Below are 17,700 nucleotides of genomic sequence, written 5' to 3' on the forward strand. Positions count from 1 at the left end.
CAGGGAAAACGCATGAAAAATCCTACACCGCGAGAACGTCGGCCAGATAGGTCTCATCCAGGGCGGCTTTCTTCTGCTTCCGCCGGATTCCGCCTTTGAAACGCGTCTCCCCTTTGAGGTAATTCAAGGCGATATGACGCACCCTGGCGAGATTTTCAGCGGCCTGACCGCGATGGATTTTGCAAGCATCCTCGCGGAGCGCCACATCCAAGGACCAGTGGAGCTTATTCTCGACAAACCAATGCTGGCGAGCCGCTTCGGCGAGCTTCTTGGCGCTCAGTTCGGCAGAGCTGATGTAGTAACGGATCATTGGCGCCTCTGGTGCGTCATCACCTTGCTGGCGGAAACTCATCACCACGCTCACCGTTTTCAGGCCTGGCCATTCATAGCTAAGCTCCTGAAACTCTTCAGTAACTTCGCTGACAATATGGTACCTCGTCTCTTTTCGGCCACGGTTCTTCTCATCTGTGACATAGGCGTCACCCTCGAAGCTGACTACCTTGGCCATAGGAAACGCGGCCTCGAAGGCGTCTGCCAGGGCCGGCTGATTGTCCTTCACGGACAGTAGGTAATCGGCGCCCTTCTGCAGGACCTGTGTGGCGATCTTCTTCTGGCATCCCATGGCATCGATCGTCACCAGGCAGCCTTGCAGATTGAGAAGCTTGAGCAGCTCGGGAATCGCCGTGATCTCGTTGGACTTTTCGGCCGTCTTGACCTGGCCCAGCACCACACCATTCGCCGCACTGAAGGCACTGACCATGTGGATCGCCCCTTTGCCCTTCCCTCGGCAGTACGACCCACGCAGCGTCTTGCCATCGATGGCCACCACCGCGCCCTCCGTCACATCGTGGCAGGCCTTCATCCACTCGGCGAATGCGCTTTGCAGCTGCTCGGCATTCACCAGGGCCATGACCCTAGCCAAGGTGTCATGGCTCGGCACGCCAGCTTCAAAATCGCCGTACTGGCGCAGAAAGTCGAGCTTTGCGTGGCCAAAATCCTCGATTTCGTCCCAACCCTCGGCACCACAGATCACCGCACAGACCGTCAGAAACAGGATATCCGACAGCTGATGCTGCACTTTCCAGGCCTGGCGGAAGTCGGGAACGATCGATAAATGGTGCATAAGCGATGGTGTCAGCATGAGGTCATCTATGAGCAAAAGCCGTTAGATGACCACATTAGCTCCTACTGGTAAAGCGCTACGAGGCCCGTCGTAGAGCGGTTTTTCATGCGTTTTCCCTGCAGAACCACGTTGCTCCCGGCGAGCTGTATTCCCGCCTTACAGCATCAAATCTCCACAGCTAAACAGCAACTTAACTATCGCCTGCAGTATTGCCGCGTACCGGTGACCCTACCCCACGCGCTGGATCGTAAGTACCCGAACGCGGGCATCTCCGTGGCTTGGCAGTGGCTATTTCCTGCCACCCGGCCCTGCTGCGACATGGATGGGGAGGTTGTTTTACACCATATCCACCCATCGGCAGTGCAAAGGGCGGTCAGAAATGCCATGCGTGCCGCATCGCTACCACGCCCCGGCTCCTGCCATACGCTGCGGCACAGCTTCGCCACTCAATTGCTGAGCCAAGGGACGGATATTCGCACCGTTCAGGAGTTGCTGGGGCACAAGAGCGTGGAAACTACCCAGATCTATACTCACGTGCTGGGTAAGGAATTCGCCGGTGTTCGTAGCCCGCTAGGCTAGGTGATTGATGGCTGAGTCCAGGCACGCTACCGCCCCTACCCGGCAGCATGAATGATGGCAGTATCATCCCTGATGCGGCAGCCCTTGCGTACGTCTTGGTAAAACGGCCATCTTCAGTGGCCTTTGCCTTACCGTAAACAAACGCCATGCGCTGAGCAACGCCAACAACGTCGACACCGCACAAGAGCATTATGGGAAGAGAGGGATGCTACGCAGGGCTCTGCTCTCGCCCTATATCGCCTAGCATGCCCTCCAGCTCGCTTTCATCAACGCCGAGCATCTGCAGGATGTTGCGCTGGGCGGCGTTGAGGATATGCTGTCGCTCCGCTTCACCAGGTAGGCTCTTGGCGATAGCCACGGCGCCGACCAGGGAGGCGAGAATGGCACGTGACTTGTCGGCGATAACTTCGCGATCCGGCTCGAAGGGGAGTTTATTTAGACGGCTCAAGGCGATAAGACGGGTTTCCAGCATCTTTTTCATGCGCAGGTAGGAGGCCTCAAACAGCGTACGGATCTCGGCGTTATCGTTGCCGATCTCGTTGAACAGTACCGACTCGGGCCCCGGCTTGCGCTTACGTTCCAACTCCTGGAGGTTCCAGCAGTTCGCGACCAGCTCCGTCAGATGCTTCACTGATAGAGGTCCTTTGACCAGCCTGGCCGCGCGGCTGCTCTCCAGCGTTTCCTGCACTGAGGCGTGATAGAGCGCCTCCTTTGAAGCGAAGTGGGCGTAGAAGGCGCCGTGGGTCATCTTGGCCAACGTCATGATCTGCCCGATGGAGACTTTCTCGAAGCCTTGACGGCTGAACAACTCGATGGCCGACCTGAGAATGCGTTCGCGCGACTTGGCCTTACGGTGCGTCGAGTTGGGCATGCCCACCTCACTCTCCTACGCTGAATATTATCTTGATCATATCAAGTCCAGTGTTAGCTTGGCACAAACCCAAGCTGTTCAGGAAACTACCATGCAATCTCCACTCGTGATTACCGGTATGGGCATGATCAGCCCGCTTGGTTGCGGCGTTAAGGCGGGCTGGGAGCGCCTCCTTGCCGGCCGCTCCGGCATTTCCTCCATCACCCGCTTCGACACCGGCGAGCTGCCGATCAAGGTGGCGGGCTCGGTACCCAGCTTCGAGGACGATCCCGAAGCCGGCCTCGACCCAGATCAGGTGCTGGATGCCAAGGAGCGTCGCAAGCTGGAGCTGTTCAGCCTCTACGCCATGGGCGCCGCCGAAGAGGCCCTGACCCAGGCCAACTGGTTCCCCACGAGCGAGGCGGAGCGCCTGGCCACGGCCACCATCGTGGGCTCGGGTATCGGCGGCTTCCCCACCATCACCCAGGCACAGAACACCCTCTTGACGCGCGGCCACCGCCGGCTCTCGCCTTTCACCGTGCCAGCCTTCCTGGCCAACCTGGCGGCGGGCAATGTGTCGATCCGCTATGGCCTTCGCGGGCCGATGGGCTGCCCAGTCACCGCCTGTGCGGCAGGCGTGCAAGCCATCGGCGATGGCATGCGCATGATACGCAGCGGCGAAGCGGAGGTGGCCCTGGTCGGCGGCGCCGAAGCCTGCATCGACCCGCTGTCGCTGGCCAGCTTTCACGCCATGAAGGCGCTCTCCACCGAGCAGGACGCTCCCACCAAGGCATCGCGCCCCTTCGACCAGGCCCGCAATGGCTTCGTCATGGGAGAAGGTGCCGGGCTGCTGGTGATCGAGACCCTGGCCCACGCTGAGGCCCGCGGGGCAACGCCGCTGGCGATCCTCAGCGGCTACGGCACCAGCACGGATGCTCACCACATTACCGCCGGCCCGGAAGATGGCGCCGGGGCCGCGGCAGCCATCCGCGCCGCACTGCGGATGGCAGGACTGTCTCCCGAAGCGATCGACCACATTAATGCCCATGCCACCTCGACCCCCGTAGGTGATAAAGGTGAGATCGCCGCCCTGCGCAACGCCTTCGATGACGCTCTCGCCGGCATCCCGATCTCTGCCACCAAGTCGGCCACCGGCCATCTGCTCGGCGCGGCCGGTGGGGTGGAGAGCATCTTCTCTACCCTTTCGGTCATGCACGACCGGCTGCCCCCGACCCTGAACCTGGAGAACGTTGATGACGACCTGCGCGATCTGGACATCGTCTCGGGCACGGCACGCGAACATGCGACCCAACACGTGCTGTGCAACGGTTTCGGGTTCGGTGGGGTGAATGCGGCGCTGATCGTCAGTAAGGTGTAGCCCCCAATGGGCCGAGCACGGGAGACGCGCGAGATATGCCAACACTGATCGATTTCACCGCCGGGGATGAAATCCCCCGCTGGCACGCCATCAACGACGATGTGATGGGCGGCGTCTCCCAAGGCGCCATGCATGAGGCAGAAGGCATTGGCGTCTTCGCCGGCGAGCTTACGCTTACCAACGGCGGCGGCTTCGCATCGGCAAGGCGCGAGCGCGAGCCGATGCGGCTTTCCGACTATGCCGGCGTAGTGGTCAGGGCGCGTGGCGACGGGCGCACCTACCAACTGCGCTTATACACCCATCAGTTGACCGACGGCGGCGCCTACCGCGCCCTGGTGCACCCCCCTGCGGGAGAGTGGCAGCGTATCGCCCTGCCCTGGCACGCCTTCGAGGCAATTCAACGTGGGCGGTTGCTGGAGAATGCCCCGCCGCTCGCGCCAGACGATATCCAGCAGCTCGGCCTGTTGATCGCCGACCGTCGCGATGGCGCCTTTCGGCTGGAAATCGCCCGTATCGAGACACTGGACGCTCGCTAGTACGCTACGCTGCGCCTATACCAGCAGGGCAAAGGCCACCTTGCCGTCGCTGGCAGAATCAGGAGATGCTGGCGACATGTGTGCTACCAAGCCCTCCCCGACTCGGGCGCAGCATACCTTCAAGCGCCCTCACCGCCTTGCGCTGGCAACGCTGCCGCCGCGTACCTTCGCGTTTTGCCACACCTTCGGGCTCACGGTATGGATCGCACTGGTAGAGGGCAGAGGCTGGGCACTGATCCTGCCGGCCCTGCTACTGCTGCTGTGGCCGGCGGTGGCGTTTGTACATGCCACCCTGGCGCGCAACTCCAAACGCGCCGAGTTCAGAAACCTCTATTTCGACAGCCTGCTGTTTGGCGCCTGGTGCGGCGTGCTCGATTACTACCTATGGGCCACGCTGTTCATCGGGCTTGCCTGCTTCATGAACAACATGGTGGTTGGCGGCCCGCGGCGCATGGCCGCCTCGGTGGCGCTGTTCGCTAGCGGGGCTCTGGGCTGGGGCGTATTGACGGGATTCACGTTTCGCCCTTACGTCAGCATCGGGCTGGACATCTACCAGGTGAGCGGCGCGGTGATCTACATGCTGACCATCGCCCGGGTAATGTACGGGCAGAACCGTCAAATCGGGCGCAGCATCACGGAAATCAAGTACCAGAACCGGGTCTTTCACGCGCTTCACGACCTCGCCGTGGTGGCCAACCGGGCCCCGGACATCAATACCCTGCTCAATGACTCCTTGAAGCACCTGCATACCGACTTCCCGGAGTATGGGTTTGCGATATTCCTCCAGGAACGACAGCGCCCGGAAGTCACGCGCTACGCGGCCGTCGCCGGCCTTCGTCTGAGCCTGGAGGAGGAACGTCGCTTGAGCAGCAGGTTGGCGACCCTGCACGAGCAGGATGCCGGCACCATCAAGCTGAACGAGAGAACCCATGGCGAACAGCTCTATGCCACCTCCATGGCGGGGCGGCTCAGCCTGTACGAGGGCTGGCTGGTGGTGCGTGCGCCCCGGCTGGACGAGGCCCTGGAGGGCGTCCTGACGCTGCTCGTCGACCAGCTGGCGGCGGCGACCGAGAACAAGCTGCTGCATTTGGCACTGCAGAAAGCGGCCGAGCGCGATGGGCTGACGGGGCTCTATAACCGCGGCTTTTTCGAAGCGGCGCTGCAGCAAAGCATCCAGGGTAAGACGCATCAGCCGGGGCTGGATTTCGCGGTGCTGATGATCGATGTCGATGGGCTCAAAGAGGTCAACGATCAGCACGGCCACGTGGTCGGCGACCAGCTCATTACCACCGTCGCCGAACGCCTGGTGATGCAGTGCCGAGAGAACGATATTCTGGCGCGCTATGGCGGTGATGAATTCGTGATCCTGTTTCCCTCCGCCGACCTGTCGGCACCGCAGCGCGTGGCCACCTTGATCAGGACGCATCTGGAAGGTCAGCGCTGTGTTTTCGCCTCCCCCCAAGGTGAGGACGTCGCGGTAACGCTGCGCTTGAGCCTGGGCAGTGCCAGCTCCAGTGAAGTACCCGCTCAGACGGTGCTGACCCTGGCGGACCACCGTATGTACGAGGACAAGACCCAGCGCCGCAAGAACAGCGTCCTCGGTTGAGGCGTATGCCGCGAGCGCCTTTAGACTTAAGTAGAAGCTTGCTATCATGCGTTCGCTCTAGTCGGCGCCATTGCTCGACGGCCCGTCCATCCTCCGTAACTAGAGCGTCCCCATGTCTGCCAATACCCCCACCCCTTCTACAGGGGCCTCGGCGCTGTCGCGCCTGGGCGATCCCCTGGTACTGCTGCTCACGGTCGGTTTTATCGTGGCCTTCGTCGGCCTGTCGCTGTTCGACATCGAGCGGGTGGCTAACAGCATCAGCACCGGCTTTGCCTGGACGGCGGCCACCCTCGGCACTTACTTCCAGCTCCTGCTGCTGCTGACGTTTCTGATCGCCATCGGCGTGGCCGTCTCGCCGGCGGCTGGGGCCCGGGTGGGCAACCTCGACACCCCGCAGATCGGCACCTTCAAGTGGCTATCAATGATCATGTGCACTCTGCTGGCCGGTGGCGGCGTGTTCTTCGCCGCCGGTGAGCCGGTCTATCACTTCGTGGTGACGCCGCCGGCCTTCGACAGCGAGGCGGGCACCGCCGAGGCCGTGGCCGGTGCCCTGGCACAGTCGTTCATGCACTGGGGCTTTCTGGCCTGGGCGGTGCTGGGATCGCTCTCCGCCATCGTGCTGGCCCACGCCCACTACGTGAAAGGCCAGCCGCTGCAGCCACGCACCCTGCTCTACCCGGTGTTCGGCGAACGGGTCATGAAGGGTGTGCTGGGCAGCCTGGTCGACGCCTGCTGCGTCATCGCAGTGGTGGCCGGCACCGTCGGGCCAATCGGCTTCCTGGCCACCCAGGTGAGCTTCGGCCTGCACGAGCTGTTTGGCATCCGCCAGGGCTACGCCACCCAGCTCGGCATCCTGGTGCTGCTGGCCGTGGTCTACGTCGGCTCGGCGATGACCGGCATCCACAGGGGCATTCAGATGCTGTCCCGCTTCAATGTCTTTCTGGCCCTCGCCATCGCCGCCGTGATCCTGGTGGCCGGCCCCACCCTGTTCCTGATCAATGCCTTCAGCCAGGGCTTCGGTGAGTACCTGTCGTCGTTCTTCAGCATGGCCACCATGACCGCCGAGACCGCACCCGCCTGGTGGATGCAGTGGTGGACGGTGTTCTTCTTCGCCTGGTTTATCGGCTATGCGCCGCTGATGGCGATCTTCGTGGCGCGTATCTCCCGCGGTCGTACCATTCGCGAGATGATTCTTGCCGTGGCGGTGATGGCCCCGGTGGCTACCGCCATCTGGTTCACCCTGCTGGGCGGCTCCGGCATCCACTACCAGCTGACCGGGGTGATCGACCTCGGCGCAGCGCTCAACGACTTCCAGTTCGACGTGGCCACCCTCACCGTCGCCCAGGCGTTGCCGGGCGGCACACTGATGGCGCTGGCGATCCTGCTCCTGACCAGCATCTTCGTGGCCACCACCGGCGACTCGATGAGCTACGCCATCGCCGTGGTATGCGCCGGACACGATGCCCCGAACCCGCTGGTGCGCGCCTTCTGGGGCATCGCCATGGCCCTGATGGCCGCCATCCTGCTCTACATGGGCGCCGGCCAGATCGGTGCACTGCAGCAGTTCATCGTCATCACCGCGATCCCCGTCTCGTTGGTGCTGCTCCCCTCGCTGTGGGCCGGCCCGCAGGCCGCCTATGCCATGGCGCGGGAGCAGGGGCTAATTGCCACACCCAAGGAGGCATCGGCAACGCGCTAAAGGGTAGCTACGCCGCAAATGCCTCGCCCAAGCCGCATGGATTTCGACAAAAGCGCCCGGTGATATCTGCTATTTCAATGCGGTTCATACATGTCGCATACCTTCTCTTTGGCTGAGCGGACAACAGCGCTGGCGTACTTCCCTTAGGTTGTCCGCCAGCGCTCTATATCGACTGGCCTGGGGATAGATCCGCCAACTCCCGGGCTAATCGTGTCAGAGCGTTAGGGACATATACCCTCCTCAGCCGATACGCATCCCACCCACCACGCGATACTCACGTGGAACGGTGATGCCCATCTCGTCGACAAATGCCTGGTGGAACGCGATGAAGTCTTCTGCAAACCGCTCGCGCTGCGTTGATTCGAGGCTGGTAGCGAGCGTGCGGACCGGGCCATAGCCTTCCGAGAACACTTGCCACGCCGCCAGGCCGTCAGGCTTGCGGTAGTACGAAACACCGTTCTCGAAATGAAGGTCGAACGCGTTACCCAACAGTTGGCGCACCCGCGCCGGATCGCCCCACTCGAAGGGCGACGGCGGCGGCGTTCCATCGGGGGGTGGCATGTACTCCTTGATGACCTTGAACATTTCGAAGACATTGCCATCCGGCGTCCACACGGCAAGCGCCAGTCGTCCACCCGGCCGACAGACCCGTGCCAGCTCGGCTGCGGCATCCTCGGGGCGCTGCACGAACATCACACCGAAGGTGGAAATGACAGCGTCGAAGGCCGCGTCTTCAAACGGTAGCGCCTCGGCATCCCCATGCTGGAAGTCGATATCGAGCCCTCGAGCGGCGGCACGCTCTCGGGCGTGCGCCAGCATGTCGGTGGCAAAATCAACGCCGGTAACGTGGCAGCCGCGCTCGGCCAGGCGCCTGGCACCCCAGCCGGTCCCCGTGGCCACGTCGAGGACGCGCATCCCGGGCTTGGGATCGAGGCGATCGATGGTGTGCTCGATGGCATCCATGATGCCGCGACTGATTTCATCATAGGTGCCACCGCCACTTGACCATACCGCCGACGGGGTCGCGTTGTGCGGACGGATACGCGTCTCGAAAGCTTCATGTGACATCGCCATTGCAGACCTCCTTGCGAATTGCCTCTTCAGGGGGGAGAAGGCAGCGGCAAGGTTCTGCCGTCACTGCCTCCATGACAGAGACAGCGTGCTGAGGCTTAGCCCGTGAAACATCGGTGAAATCACCTATTTTTCGTGGCGGATGCTTCCATGTCTCGACGCACCGCTTCGGCCGCGATCTCGGCTCGGTTGGTGAGGCCACGTTTGTCGAGAATGCTCGAGACATGGTGCTCGACGGTGCGCCGGCTGATGCAAAGGTGCTCGGCGATCGCCGGATTCGAGAGGCCGTCACCGAGCAGGGCCATGACCTGTTGCTCCCGTTTCGTCAGTTCGCCCACGACGCGGGGACCCGGTGTACACCCCGCATCGCCAAGCCTGCGACGCAGGGCCGTGGCCAGATCGGCATCGCGTTGCGCGCCCAGCGCGCGAAAGGACGCCTCGGCGGTTCGCGCTTCCAGCAACGCCATGCGAGGCTCCGTTTCACACAGTGCTTGAGCCAGGCCGAAGCTACTTCGAGCAGCCTCGTAGGGCATGCCCAACTGGCGGAAGGAGGTCAGTGCGGACTCCAGAGCTTCACGACTGGCGACAGTATCTTCCTCGGCATAGCCGATTAGGCGTCGACCGTAGGCGGACAGCACCGCGCCACCGGCCGCCCCCTGTTCCACCAGAGCGCGGCCGATGGAGGCGGCAGCCTCATGGTCGCCGCGAAGCAGCGCGGTTTCCCCCAGTACCTCCTGCAGACGCGCGCTCACCAGCGGCTTACCGGCCAAGGCGCCGCGCCAGTGACGGGCGATATGTGCAGCCCTGTCCAGGTCTCCGCGCATGAGCTGCAGACGAGCCCGGACGACGGCAGTCGGCGGATCTTCTTGCCGGTCAGCGAGTAGCCGTTGCGCATCCCGCTCACGGCCCTGGGCAAGCCGCAGATCGGCAAGTGTGGCCAGCACTTCACCGAAATACACCGGTGCCACCTGGCCACACTCGAGCATTGCCAGGCGCAGTTCGCGCTCGGCCATTGGCCAGTTGCCGGAGAAAAAGAGCAAGGCACCGTAGGTGGTGCGGCAGCCAACGAAGAGAAAGGGACAGTCGTAGCGCTGGCAGAAGCGATCGCTGTTGTGCAGCCACTGCCTGGCGCGCTCGAATTCGGCGCAGTCCTGGCAACCGCGAATCATGCAGCAGCTGGCGAACACCAGCGTGGCAAGATGCGCGCCCTCGCCGCCAATGGCGCCCGCCATAGCCTCATCGAGCAGCTCGATGCCTTCACGGATTCTGCCGCGACGGATATGGATCTCGCCAAGCTGTGCCAGTGCGCAAAGTTCAACGTCAGCATCCCCGGCGCGCCGCCCTAGTTCCATCGCCTCACGCGCATGACGCGCTGCCTCTGGGGCGTCTTCGAGGATCATCGACTCGAACAGGGCTCCATAGCTGCGCAGCCCCTCCAGGCCATGCTCCTCGATCAGGCGTCGCCCACGCGCACACCAGCCCGCGGCCGCCGGCTGATTGCCAAAGAGGGTCTCCTGACACACGGCAATATAGAGCGCGCTCCAGGCTACATCGGCAACCCGTCCGGCACATCGCGCTTCGCGATAGGCGGCCTCGAGCTGTTCCAAGAGGGCGTCGGCATCGCCCAGCCACCATAGCGCGTCGGCCAAGCCCAGCCGGGCCGCAACACCCGCCCCCTTGGCAATGGCGTCCTCGAACGCTTCTCGTGCGGCAGCCCAATCCGCACGTTCAAGCGCCTTCTGACCGCGCGCCAGCAGCTGCCGGGACGGATCTGCCATGTCACTCACCCACTCGCGTCCGGCTATACCATCACGATAGCGGAATCACACTCAGCTCAACAGTCGACAGTCCATGCCGGCTCATTCAGCTTCGGTATCGACGCCTCTTTCATGGACCTGCCGTGTCTCTAGAACGCTGGCAAGCTTTACAAAGCCGCGCCCCCGAGCCAGGCGACCGGCTCGGGGGCGTGCAATGATGGTGGACCACCACCTCAGCGTGGGGTGACGACTTACATGCCGGCCTTCACGGCCCGGTGGGCATGCAGCTTCTTGTAGCTCTCGATCAGCCGCTGGTGCTTCTCCAAACCTTCGAGCTGCATGTTGGTGGGGGGCAGACCGTGGAAGCGCACATCGCCATTCACCGAACCGATCACCGCGTCCAGGGTCTCGTCGCCGAACATCCGCGCGAGATTGTAGCGGAAGTCGTCGAGCGCCAGTTCGTCGTCGAGGGCGATCTCGAGTACCGCCTGCACCGCCTGATAGAAGAGCCCGCGGGCGACGCTGTTGTCGTTGTACTGCAGGAACATCTGCACCCGCTCCAGCGCCTCTTCGTGCTGGCCTAACGCCAGTTGGATCAACAGCTTCAGCTCGAGGATGGTGAGCTGGCCCCACACGGTGTTCTCGTCGAACTCGATGCCGATCAGGGTGATGATGTCCATGTGCTCGTCGAGCTGGGTCTCCTCCAAGCGCTCGAGCAGCGCGGTCAGCTGGTCGTCATCCAAGGCGTGGAGGTTGAGGATGTCCTCGCGGAACAGCAGCGCCATGTTGGTGTTGTCCCACACCAGGTCCTCCACCGGATAGACCTCGGAGTAGCCCGGCACCAGGATGCGGCACACCGGTGCGCCCAGGTCCTCGTGCACGGCCATGTAGGCTTCCAGCCCCATCTCCTCGAGAATGCCGAACAGGGTCGCGGCCTCCTCCGCATTGCTACCGGAGAAGTCCCACTCGACGAACTCGACGTCCGCCTTGCTGCTGAAGAAGCGCCAGGAGATCAGCCCCGACGAGTCGATGAAGTGCTCGACGAAGTTGTTGGGCTCGGTCACCGCCAGCGAGTTGAAGGTCGGCGGCATGAAGTCGTTGAGCCCCTCGAAGCTGCGCCCCTGCAGCAGCTCGGTGAGGCTGCGCTCCAGCGCCACCTCGAAGCTGGGGTGGGCGCCGAACGAGGCGAACACGCCACCGGTGCGTGGGTTCATAAGGGTCACGCACATCACCGGGTACTGGCCGCCCAGCGAGGCGTCCTTGACCAGCACCGGAAAGCCCTGCTGCTCCAGCGCCTTGATGCCCTCGAGAATCGCCGGATACTGCTCGAGCACCGCCTCGGGCACGTCGGGCAGTACCATCTCCTGCTCGATGATCTCACGCTTCACCGCCCGCTCGAAGATCTCCGAGAGGCACTGAACCTGCGCCTCGTGCAGGGTATTGCCGGCGCTCATGCCGTTGCTGAGGTAGAGATTCTCGATCAGGTTGGAGGGGAAATAGATCGTCTCGCCGTCGGACTGGCGCTCGAACGGCAGCGCGACGATGCCCCGCGATGTCTTGCCGGAGTTGGTATCGATCAGGTTGGAGCCGCGCAGCTCGCCGTCCGGGTCGAAGATCGCCCGGCAGTGGTCATCCAGGATCCCCTCGGGCAGCTCATCATTCGGCCCCGGCTGAAACCACTCCTCGTTGGGGTAATGGACGAAGGCGCTGTTGGCGATCTCTTCGCCGAAGAACTGGTCGTTGTAGAAGAAGTTGCAGCTCAGGCGCTCGATGAACTCGCCCAGCGCCGAACACAGCGCGCTCTCCTTGGTGGCGCCCTTGCCATTGGTGAAGCAGGTCGGCGAGGCGGCATCGCGAATATGCAGCGACCACACGTGGGGCACGATATTGCGCCACGAGGCGATCTCGATCTTCATGCCGAGATCGGCGAGGATCACGCTCATGTTGGCGATGGTCTGCTCCAGCGGCAGGTCCTTGCCCTCGATCCAGGTGCTGCCTTCACCTTCCGGCGCGCCCATCAGCAGGGCCTGGGCGTCCTCGTCGATGTTCTCGACGGTCTCGATCTGGAACTCGGGGCCGGTCTGTACCACCTTCTTGACGGTACAGCGGTCGATGGAACGCAGGATGCCCTGGCGGTCCTTATCGGAGATATCCTCCGGCAGCTCGACCTGGATCTTGAAGATCTGGTTGTAGCGGTTCTCAGGGTCGACGATGTTGTTCTGCGACAGGCGGATATTCTCGGTGGGAATGCCGCGGGTGTTGCAGTACACCTTGACGAAGTAGGCCGCGCACATCGCCGAGGAGGCCAGGAAGTAGTCGAACGGCCCCGGCGCCGAGCCGTCGCCCTTGTAGCGAATCGGCTGGTCGGAGATGACCGTGAAGTCATCGAACTTGGCCTCCAGGCGGAGGTTGTCGAGATAGTTGACCTTGATTTCCATGGACGAGCACCGGACGTGGGGAGCTTCGGCGAAGCGAGAGCAGAAAACCTGCCATTATCCAGTTTTTGGCCACCTCCGGCTAGGTGTCGCCGCCCCCTGGGCCAACCGAGGCCGCGGGCTGTGCGCCACCTCGTTTCCTTAGAGCATGTCTCGCTTGAAATAGGTGCTCTTATCGAACTCACTGACATTCATGGCAATTTTAGAAACATCAGGAAACAATGCCGTCAGCTTTGCCACGATGGCCCGGGACAGCCCGGCTTTTTGCTCGGCGGTGCGTCCCGGCATCATGCTCGAGAACACATGAATGAAAGGCGCAGGCTTACCACCCACTAGGCATTCAGTGTAAGGATTGAGCCTGACCTTGATATCGCCAACCTCAAATAGCCCAGATTCAGCCGCCACCGAGTGGACGTGTTCTAGCACATGATCCTCAGGATGAACGTCCAATATGTCTGATGAGCAATCAATGACAAAATGTGGCATAAGCACTCCAAGCATGAAATTTACGCTACCCACCGGGATCCCATAGTGGATATAGCCAAGCCATTATTTATGAATTCAAGCGTCACTTGACGCCCCATATCCTTGAAACAGCACGCTTTGAGCCCAGCCCTCCTAACACGACGGCAACCAGACCCACGCCAAAGAAAACCACGGCCGGTACAATTGCGCCTGGCTGACCACTTGAATAGCCGACCACCGCCGAGCCGAGCGACAGAGACAAGAACAGAGTGCCCAATATATTCAGGGCAACTCTATGGGACTTCTTATAACTCTCTGGTTCTTCGCCTCTTTCAAAGAAACCCAGAATAGGCCAGAACACCCTGGTTAGCCTCTCTTTCATTACAACATTTCCCTCTCTTCGGTGAAGGCCATGGATGCGCGTAACTGGGCCATGGTAGCTGAAAAACGCATGGACGGCCTGCGCCCTCACTGCGCTCTTCGCTTAGCGGCTACTGGGATCACCCTGCATCCGGCGGTCCGACCCAGAACAGCGGGTTGTGGGCCACCTCCCACAGGTAGCCGTCGGGATCGGCGAAATATCCCGCGTAGCCGCCCCAGAACACCTTCTGCGCCGGCTTCACCAAGGTGGCGCCGGCGGCAGCGGCCTGGGCCATCACCGCGTCGACCGCGGCCTCGGACTCGACGTTGTGGGCAAGCGTGAACCCGGGAAAGCCAGCCCCCTGGTCAGGCACCCCGACATCCTCGGCCAGGGCCTCGCGGCCATACAGCCCCAGCCAGCTGCCATCGAGGGTAAAGAACGCCACCTCGGGCGGCGATTCCCTCCGCGGCAGGCCCAGGCCCTGTTCGTAGAACCGTACCGACGCCGCCAGGTCACTGACACCGAGGGTGATCATGCTGATTCTGGGTTGCATGGTGTATTACCTCGTTGGCCACATCACGACGCGCCGCAGGGTCTGCTGCCAATTGCTTACTATGCACGCGTCGCCAAGGTCAGAAAATATCGGTTCTCAATCACCGCAGTGCCGTCCAGCGCGCGGTTGTAGCGGCTGAATACCGTATGCAGGTCGTGCCGGAATTGCTCGCGCGCGTCTTCGGTAGAGGCGGTGGAGGCGCGGATCGCCGGGCCGAAGTAGCTGAGAAACACGTCGACGGCATGCTCCACGGATCGATAGTACTGCAGGGCCGTGTGCTCCTCGCTGGCGATGGCGCTGGTGCCCGCACCGAGTAACGCCTCGAGCCCGGCCTCGGTCCCCCAGCGCAGCGGTGGCTGAAGACCGGGCGGCGGTGGCATGTACTTCGCGTTGGTGGCAAAGAAGTCCCCGCTCCAGCCCTTCGGGATCGGAGTGGCCAAGCCGATCCTGCCGCCCGGGCGACAAACCCGCAGTAACTCGGATGCGGCACGCTGCTGGTCCGGAGCGAACTGCACCCCGTAGACGGAGAGGATGACGTCGAAACTGGCATCAGTGAAAGGCAATGCCTGAGCGTCGGCCACCTGGAAGTGCGCGTCCAATCCATCGGCGGCGGCTCGCAATCTGGCCCGCTCGATCAGCGCCGGGACGTAATCGATGCCCGTCACATCGCAGTAGCGCCGTGCGGCGACCAGTGCGGCAGTGCCACTGCCACAGGCAATATCCAGTACGCGCTCCCCTGCATGGGGATCGACCGCCGCGCAGAGAGCGTCGGCCATGACGACATTCTGTCGGGCTATTTCGTGAAAGTCGCCGGTGGCCCACACCTCTTTCTGGCGCGCGGTCACCGCTTGGTAATCCACGCCTTTGTCATGACTCATACCATAATCCCCTTGTCATGCAGGGGTAGGCTACTTCCCTCCCCAACCCAAGGTGAGATCAAAGTGTAGTACCTCTTCCCGGGTGCCGAGTTTGCTGTATAGGGCAATGGCAGCTTGATCTTCTTCTGCAGTATCCGCCTGGACGAAGATGGCGTGGACGCCTCGCATCGCCGCAACTTGCTGGAGCTGCTGGATCAAGGCAGTGGCAACTCCTTGACGACGATGGGCTTCTACCACCGCCAGGTCGTAGATATAGATCTCGCTGCGCGGCTGCTCGAACTTGTGCAGTTCGTATGCCGCCAGCCCGCCGATCACCGCGCCGTCCTTGAGCGCCACCAGGGCAATAAAGCTGTCACTGCCTAGCAGTCGGCGGGTATAGCCAGCATCGGGAGGATTGCCGGTGTAGGTCTCCGGCTCGTTGAATACCTCGCCAAAGGTCACCAGGAGTGCATCCATCAGTGCCAGGTCATCGGGGCTGAGCTGGTGGATGCAAAGACGCTCGCCATCCATACGATAGTCTCCGCGTAATCAGCAGGCATGTTGTCGTTATTCTAGCCATCTGCGGGCATGCTTCGATCAGCCGGCTCGGGGGAGCACCTGCCGGAGTAGACAACGCGGCGCCTGCTCTGCACCAAGCTGCCTACTCCGGGGCATCGTTAGCTGCGTTCAGGATGCCGGAGGCATCACACCGGCATAGCGTACACCGCTGAGCAGCGCCATTTCGCGATGCCAGGTGGCGAGGTCGTCCTGGTTGAACTGGTGAAGGGCGTCGTGGCCACAGGCACGCGCCATGACCTGCATCAGCTCCACGGAGGCGCCGAAGAAGGTCTTGAGACGCTCTGCCGAGGCGTCCACGTCGAGGCGCTTGCGCAGGTCTTCACGCTGGGTGGCGATGCCCGCGGGGCAGTTGTTGGTGTTGCAGATGCGCGCACCCACGCAGCCAATCGCCTGAATGGCGCTGTTGGAGAGCGCGATGCCGTCGGCGCCCAGCGCCATGGCCTTGACGAAATCGATCGGCACGCGCAGGCCGCCGGTGATGATCAGCGTGACCCGGCCGCTGGCCTTCTGCTCGTCCAGGTAGCGCCGCGCTCGGGCCAATGCCGGGATGGTCGGCACCGAGATATGGTCGCGGAACATCGCCGGTGCGGCGCCGGTGGCACCACCGCGGCCGTCTAAAATGATGTAGTCGGCGCTGGCGTCCAGGGCGAACTGAATATCGCGCTCGATATGGTTGGCGCTGAGCTTGAAGCCCACCGGCACCCCGCCGGTCACTTCGCGAACGCGGTCGGCGAAGCGCTTGAAGTCGGCCACGCTGGAAAGGTCCTCGAAGGTCGGCGGCGAAACCGACGGTTCGCCTTCGGCGATATGCCGCACTTCGGCAATCTTGGCGGTGTTCTTGTTACCCGGCAGGTGACCGCCGGTGCCGGTCTTGGCGCCCTGGCCGCCCTTGAAGTGGAAAGCCTGGATCTTCTCCAGCAGCGCTTCGCTGTAGCCGAACTTGGCGCTTGCCAGCTCATAGAAGTAGCGCGAGTTCTCGGCCTGCTCCTCCGGCAGCATGCCGCCCTCCCCGGAGCAGATGCCGGTACCGGCCATCTCGGCGCCTTTGGCCAGGGCGACCTTGGCCTCCTGGGAGAGCGCGCCGAAGCTCATGTCGGAGACGAACAGCGGGATCTTGAGGGTCAGCGGTTTCTTGGCCTCGGGGCCGATCACCAGTTGGGTGTCCACCGCAGCGTCTTCCATCAGCGGCTTGGTGGCCATTTGCGCCACCATCAGCTGCAGGTCGTCCCAGTGCGGCAGGGTGTGACGCGGCACGCCCATGGCGGTTATCGGGCCGTGGTGGCCAACGCCCTTGGTGCCCTCCTTGGCGAGCTGATGGATGAACTCCACGGTGGGCTCTTCTTGGCTGGCCTTGGGGGCGGGCTGGCCGTCGCTGCTCTGCTCGGCGGCAGCGTCTTCGCCTTGGGGGCTCTCCTTCCCCACGTCATCGTCGCCGAACTGCTTGTGGGTGCCGTCGCAGAACGGCGCGTCCTGGGTGTGCTTGCACTGGCAGAGAAAGGCGTCGCCGTCCTTGTCGGCCTTGAACATCTTGGGGGTGATACCGGTCCCCGAATGAGAGCCGTCGCAGAACGGCTGATCGCTGGAGCGTCCGCACATGCAGAACGCGTACTCCTCACCTTTCTTCAAGCTCACTTTGGCCGGCTTATTGTCCGCAATGATGGGTTGGCTCATGAGGACTCCATGTCGTGGTTATTGGCGCGCGTCGGGTGTCAGGCCCTGCGCGTGGCGTTATTCGTCAACGGTCGTTGCCACTACCCATTGAGCTAGCCTAGAGGGTTTGGTTCAATCCCGCCGAGCCAACCCCTGTGATAGGCGTTGGCTATGGTGGATACCGCAATTTCGTTCAATATC

At 62.5% G+C, this 17,700-nt stretch carries 16 protein-coding genes; 5 read left to right on the top strand and 11 right to left on the bottom strand.

The annotated features are described in order from the left end of the window. Positions 1-22: 22 nt before the first annotated feature. The gene (locus tag BLT16_RS17675) at positions 23-1,141 is read right to left on the bottom strand and encodes an ISAs1 family transposase (protein WP_089657596.1); all 1,119 of its coding nucleotides are present in this window, start codon (positions 1,139-1,141) and stop codon (positions 23-25) included. A gap of 300 nt (positions 1,142-1,441) precedes the next feature. On the opposite strand from BLT16_RS17675, the gene BLT16_RS21190 reads away from it, so the two are divergent. After that, the gene (locus tag BLT16_RS21190) at positions 1,442-1,702 is read left to right on the top strand and encodes a tyrosine-type recombinase/integrase (protein WP_340148272.1); all 261 of its coding nucleotides are present in this window, start codon (positions 1,442-1,444) and stop codon (positions 1,700-1,702) included. Positions 1,703-1,910: 208 nt separating this feature from the next. On the opposite strand, the gene BLT16_RS17685 is transcribed toward BLT16_RS21190, so the two are convergent. Continuing rightward, a complete protein-coding gene (locus BLT16_RS17685) occupies positions 1,911-2,573 on the bottom strand; it encodes a TetR/AcrR family transcriptional regulator (RefSeq protein ID WP_089659975.1) in 663 nt (220 codons plus the stop codon). Positions 2,574-2,664: 91 nt separating this feature from the next. On the opposite strand from BLT16_RS17685, the gene fabF reads away from it, so the two are divergent. The 4 genes from fabF to BLT16_RS17705 all read left to right on the top strand — a co-directional run bounded on the left by fabF (position 2,665) and on the right by BLT16_RS17705 (position 7,771). Beyond that, positions 2,665-3,930, top strand: coding sequence for a beta-ketoacyl-ACP synthase II (gene fabF, locus BLT16_RS17690; protein WP_089659977.1), 1,266 nt, complete (start codon positions 2,665-2,667; stop codon positions 3,928-3,930). A 35-nt stretch (positions 3,931-3,965) separates the two neighbouring features. Next, positions 3,966-4,466 (top strand): CIA30 family protein, encoded by a 501-nt coding sequence (locus BLT16_RS17695; RefSeq protein ID WP_089659979.1) that lies wholly within the window; start codon positions 3,966-3,968, stop codon positions 4,464-4,466. A gap of 76 nt (positions 4,467-4,542) precedes the next feature. After that, the gene (locus BLT16_RS17700) at positions 4,543-6,072 is read left to right on the top strand and encodes a GGDEF domain-containing protein (protein WP_089659981.1); all 1,530 of its coding nucleotides are present in this window, start codon (positions 4,543-4,545) and stop codon (positions 6,070-6,072) included. A gap of 112 nt (positions 6,073-6,184) precedes the next feature. Continuing rightward, positions 6,185-7,771 (top strand): BCCT family transporter, encoded by a 1,587-nt coding sequence (locus BLT16_RS17705; RefSeq protein ID WP_089659983.1) that lies wholly within the window; start codon positions 6,185-6,187, stop codon positions 7,769-7,771. Between the two features lie 240 nt (positions 7,772-8,011). Here the strand turns inward: BLT16_RS17705 and BLT16_RS17710 are convergent, their stop codons facing one another. From BLT16_RS17710 to BLT16_RS17750, 9 genes are all read right to left on the bottom strand, one after another. Continuing rightward, on the bottom strand, positions 8,012-8,845 hold the full coding sequence (locus tag BLT16_RS17710) for a class I SAM-dependent methyltransferase (RefSeq protein ID WP_218124468.1): 834 nt from the start codon (positions 8,843-8,845) through the stop codon (positions 8,012-8,014). 119 nt (positions 8,846-8,964) lie between these two features. Next, a complete protein-coding gene (locus BLT16_RS17715) occupies positions 8,965-10,620 on the bottom strand; it encodes a LuxR C-terminal-related transcriptional regulator (RefSeq protein WP_089659985.1) in 1,656 nt (551 codons plus the stop codon). A 230-nt stretch (positions 10,621-10,850) separates the two neighbouring features. Continuing rightward, positions 10,851-13,037, bottom strand: coding sequence for an OsmC domain/YcaO domain-containing protein (locus BLT16_RS17720; RefSeq protein WP_089659986.1), 2,187 nt, complete (start codon positions 13,035-13,037; stop codon positions 10,851-10,853). 138 nt (positions 13,038-13,175) lie between these two features. Beyond that, positions 13,176-13,520: a 5-carboxymethyl-2-hydroxymuconate Delta-isomerase gene (locus BLT16_RS17725; RefSeq protein ID WP_089659989.1), complete on the bottom strand. Its 345-nt coding sequence runs from the start codon at positions 13,518-13,520 to the stop codon at positions 13,176-13,178. Positions 13,521-13,602: 82 nt separating this feature from the next. Continuing rightward, positions 13,603-13,881 carry a hypothetical protein gene (locus BLT16_RS17730; protein ID WP_089659991.1) on the bottom strand — a complete coding sequence of 93 codons (279 nt, stop codon included), beginning with the start codon at positions 13,879-13,881 and terminating at the stop codon, positions 13,603-13,605. 118 nt (positions 13,882-13,999) lie between these two features. Next, on the bottom strand, positions 14,000-14,413 hold the full coding sequence (locus tag BLT16_RS17735) for a VOC family protein (protein WP_089659993.1): 414 nt from the start codon (positions 14,411-14,413) through the stop codon (positions 14,000-14,002). A gap of 59 nt (positions 14,414-14,472) precedes the next feature. Beyond that, positions 14,473-15,291 (bottom strand): class I SAM-dependent methyltransferase, encoded by an 819-nt coding sequence (locus BLT16_RS17740; protein WP_089659995.1) that lies wholly within the window; start codon positions 15,289-15,291, stop codon positions 14,473-14,475. A 30-nt stretch (positions 15,292-15,321) separates the two neighbouring features. Further along, a complete protein-coding gene (locus BLT16_RS17745) occupies positions 15,322-15,801 on the bottom strand; it encodes an AAC(3)-I family aminoglycoside N-acetyltransferase (protein ID WP_089659997.1) in 480 nt (159 codons plus the stop codon). Between the two features lie 156 nt (positions 15,802-15,957). Beyond that, positions 15,958-17,520 (bottom strand): glutamate synthase-related protein, encoded by a 1,563-nt coding sequence (locus BLT16_RS17750; protein ID WP_089659999.1) that lies wholly within the window; start codon positions 17,518-17,520, stop codon positions 15,958-15,960. Between the last annotated feature and the right edge of the window lie 180 nt (positions 17,521-17,700).

It is taken from the genome of Franzmannia pantelleriensis (assembly GCF_900102875.1).
In the GTDB taxonomy this organism is placed as follows: Bacteria; Pseudomonadota; Gammaproteobacteria; order Pseudomonadales; family Halomonadaceae; genus Franzmannia; species Franzmannia pantelleriensis.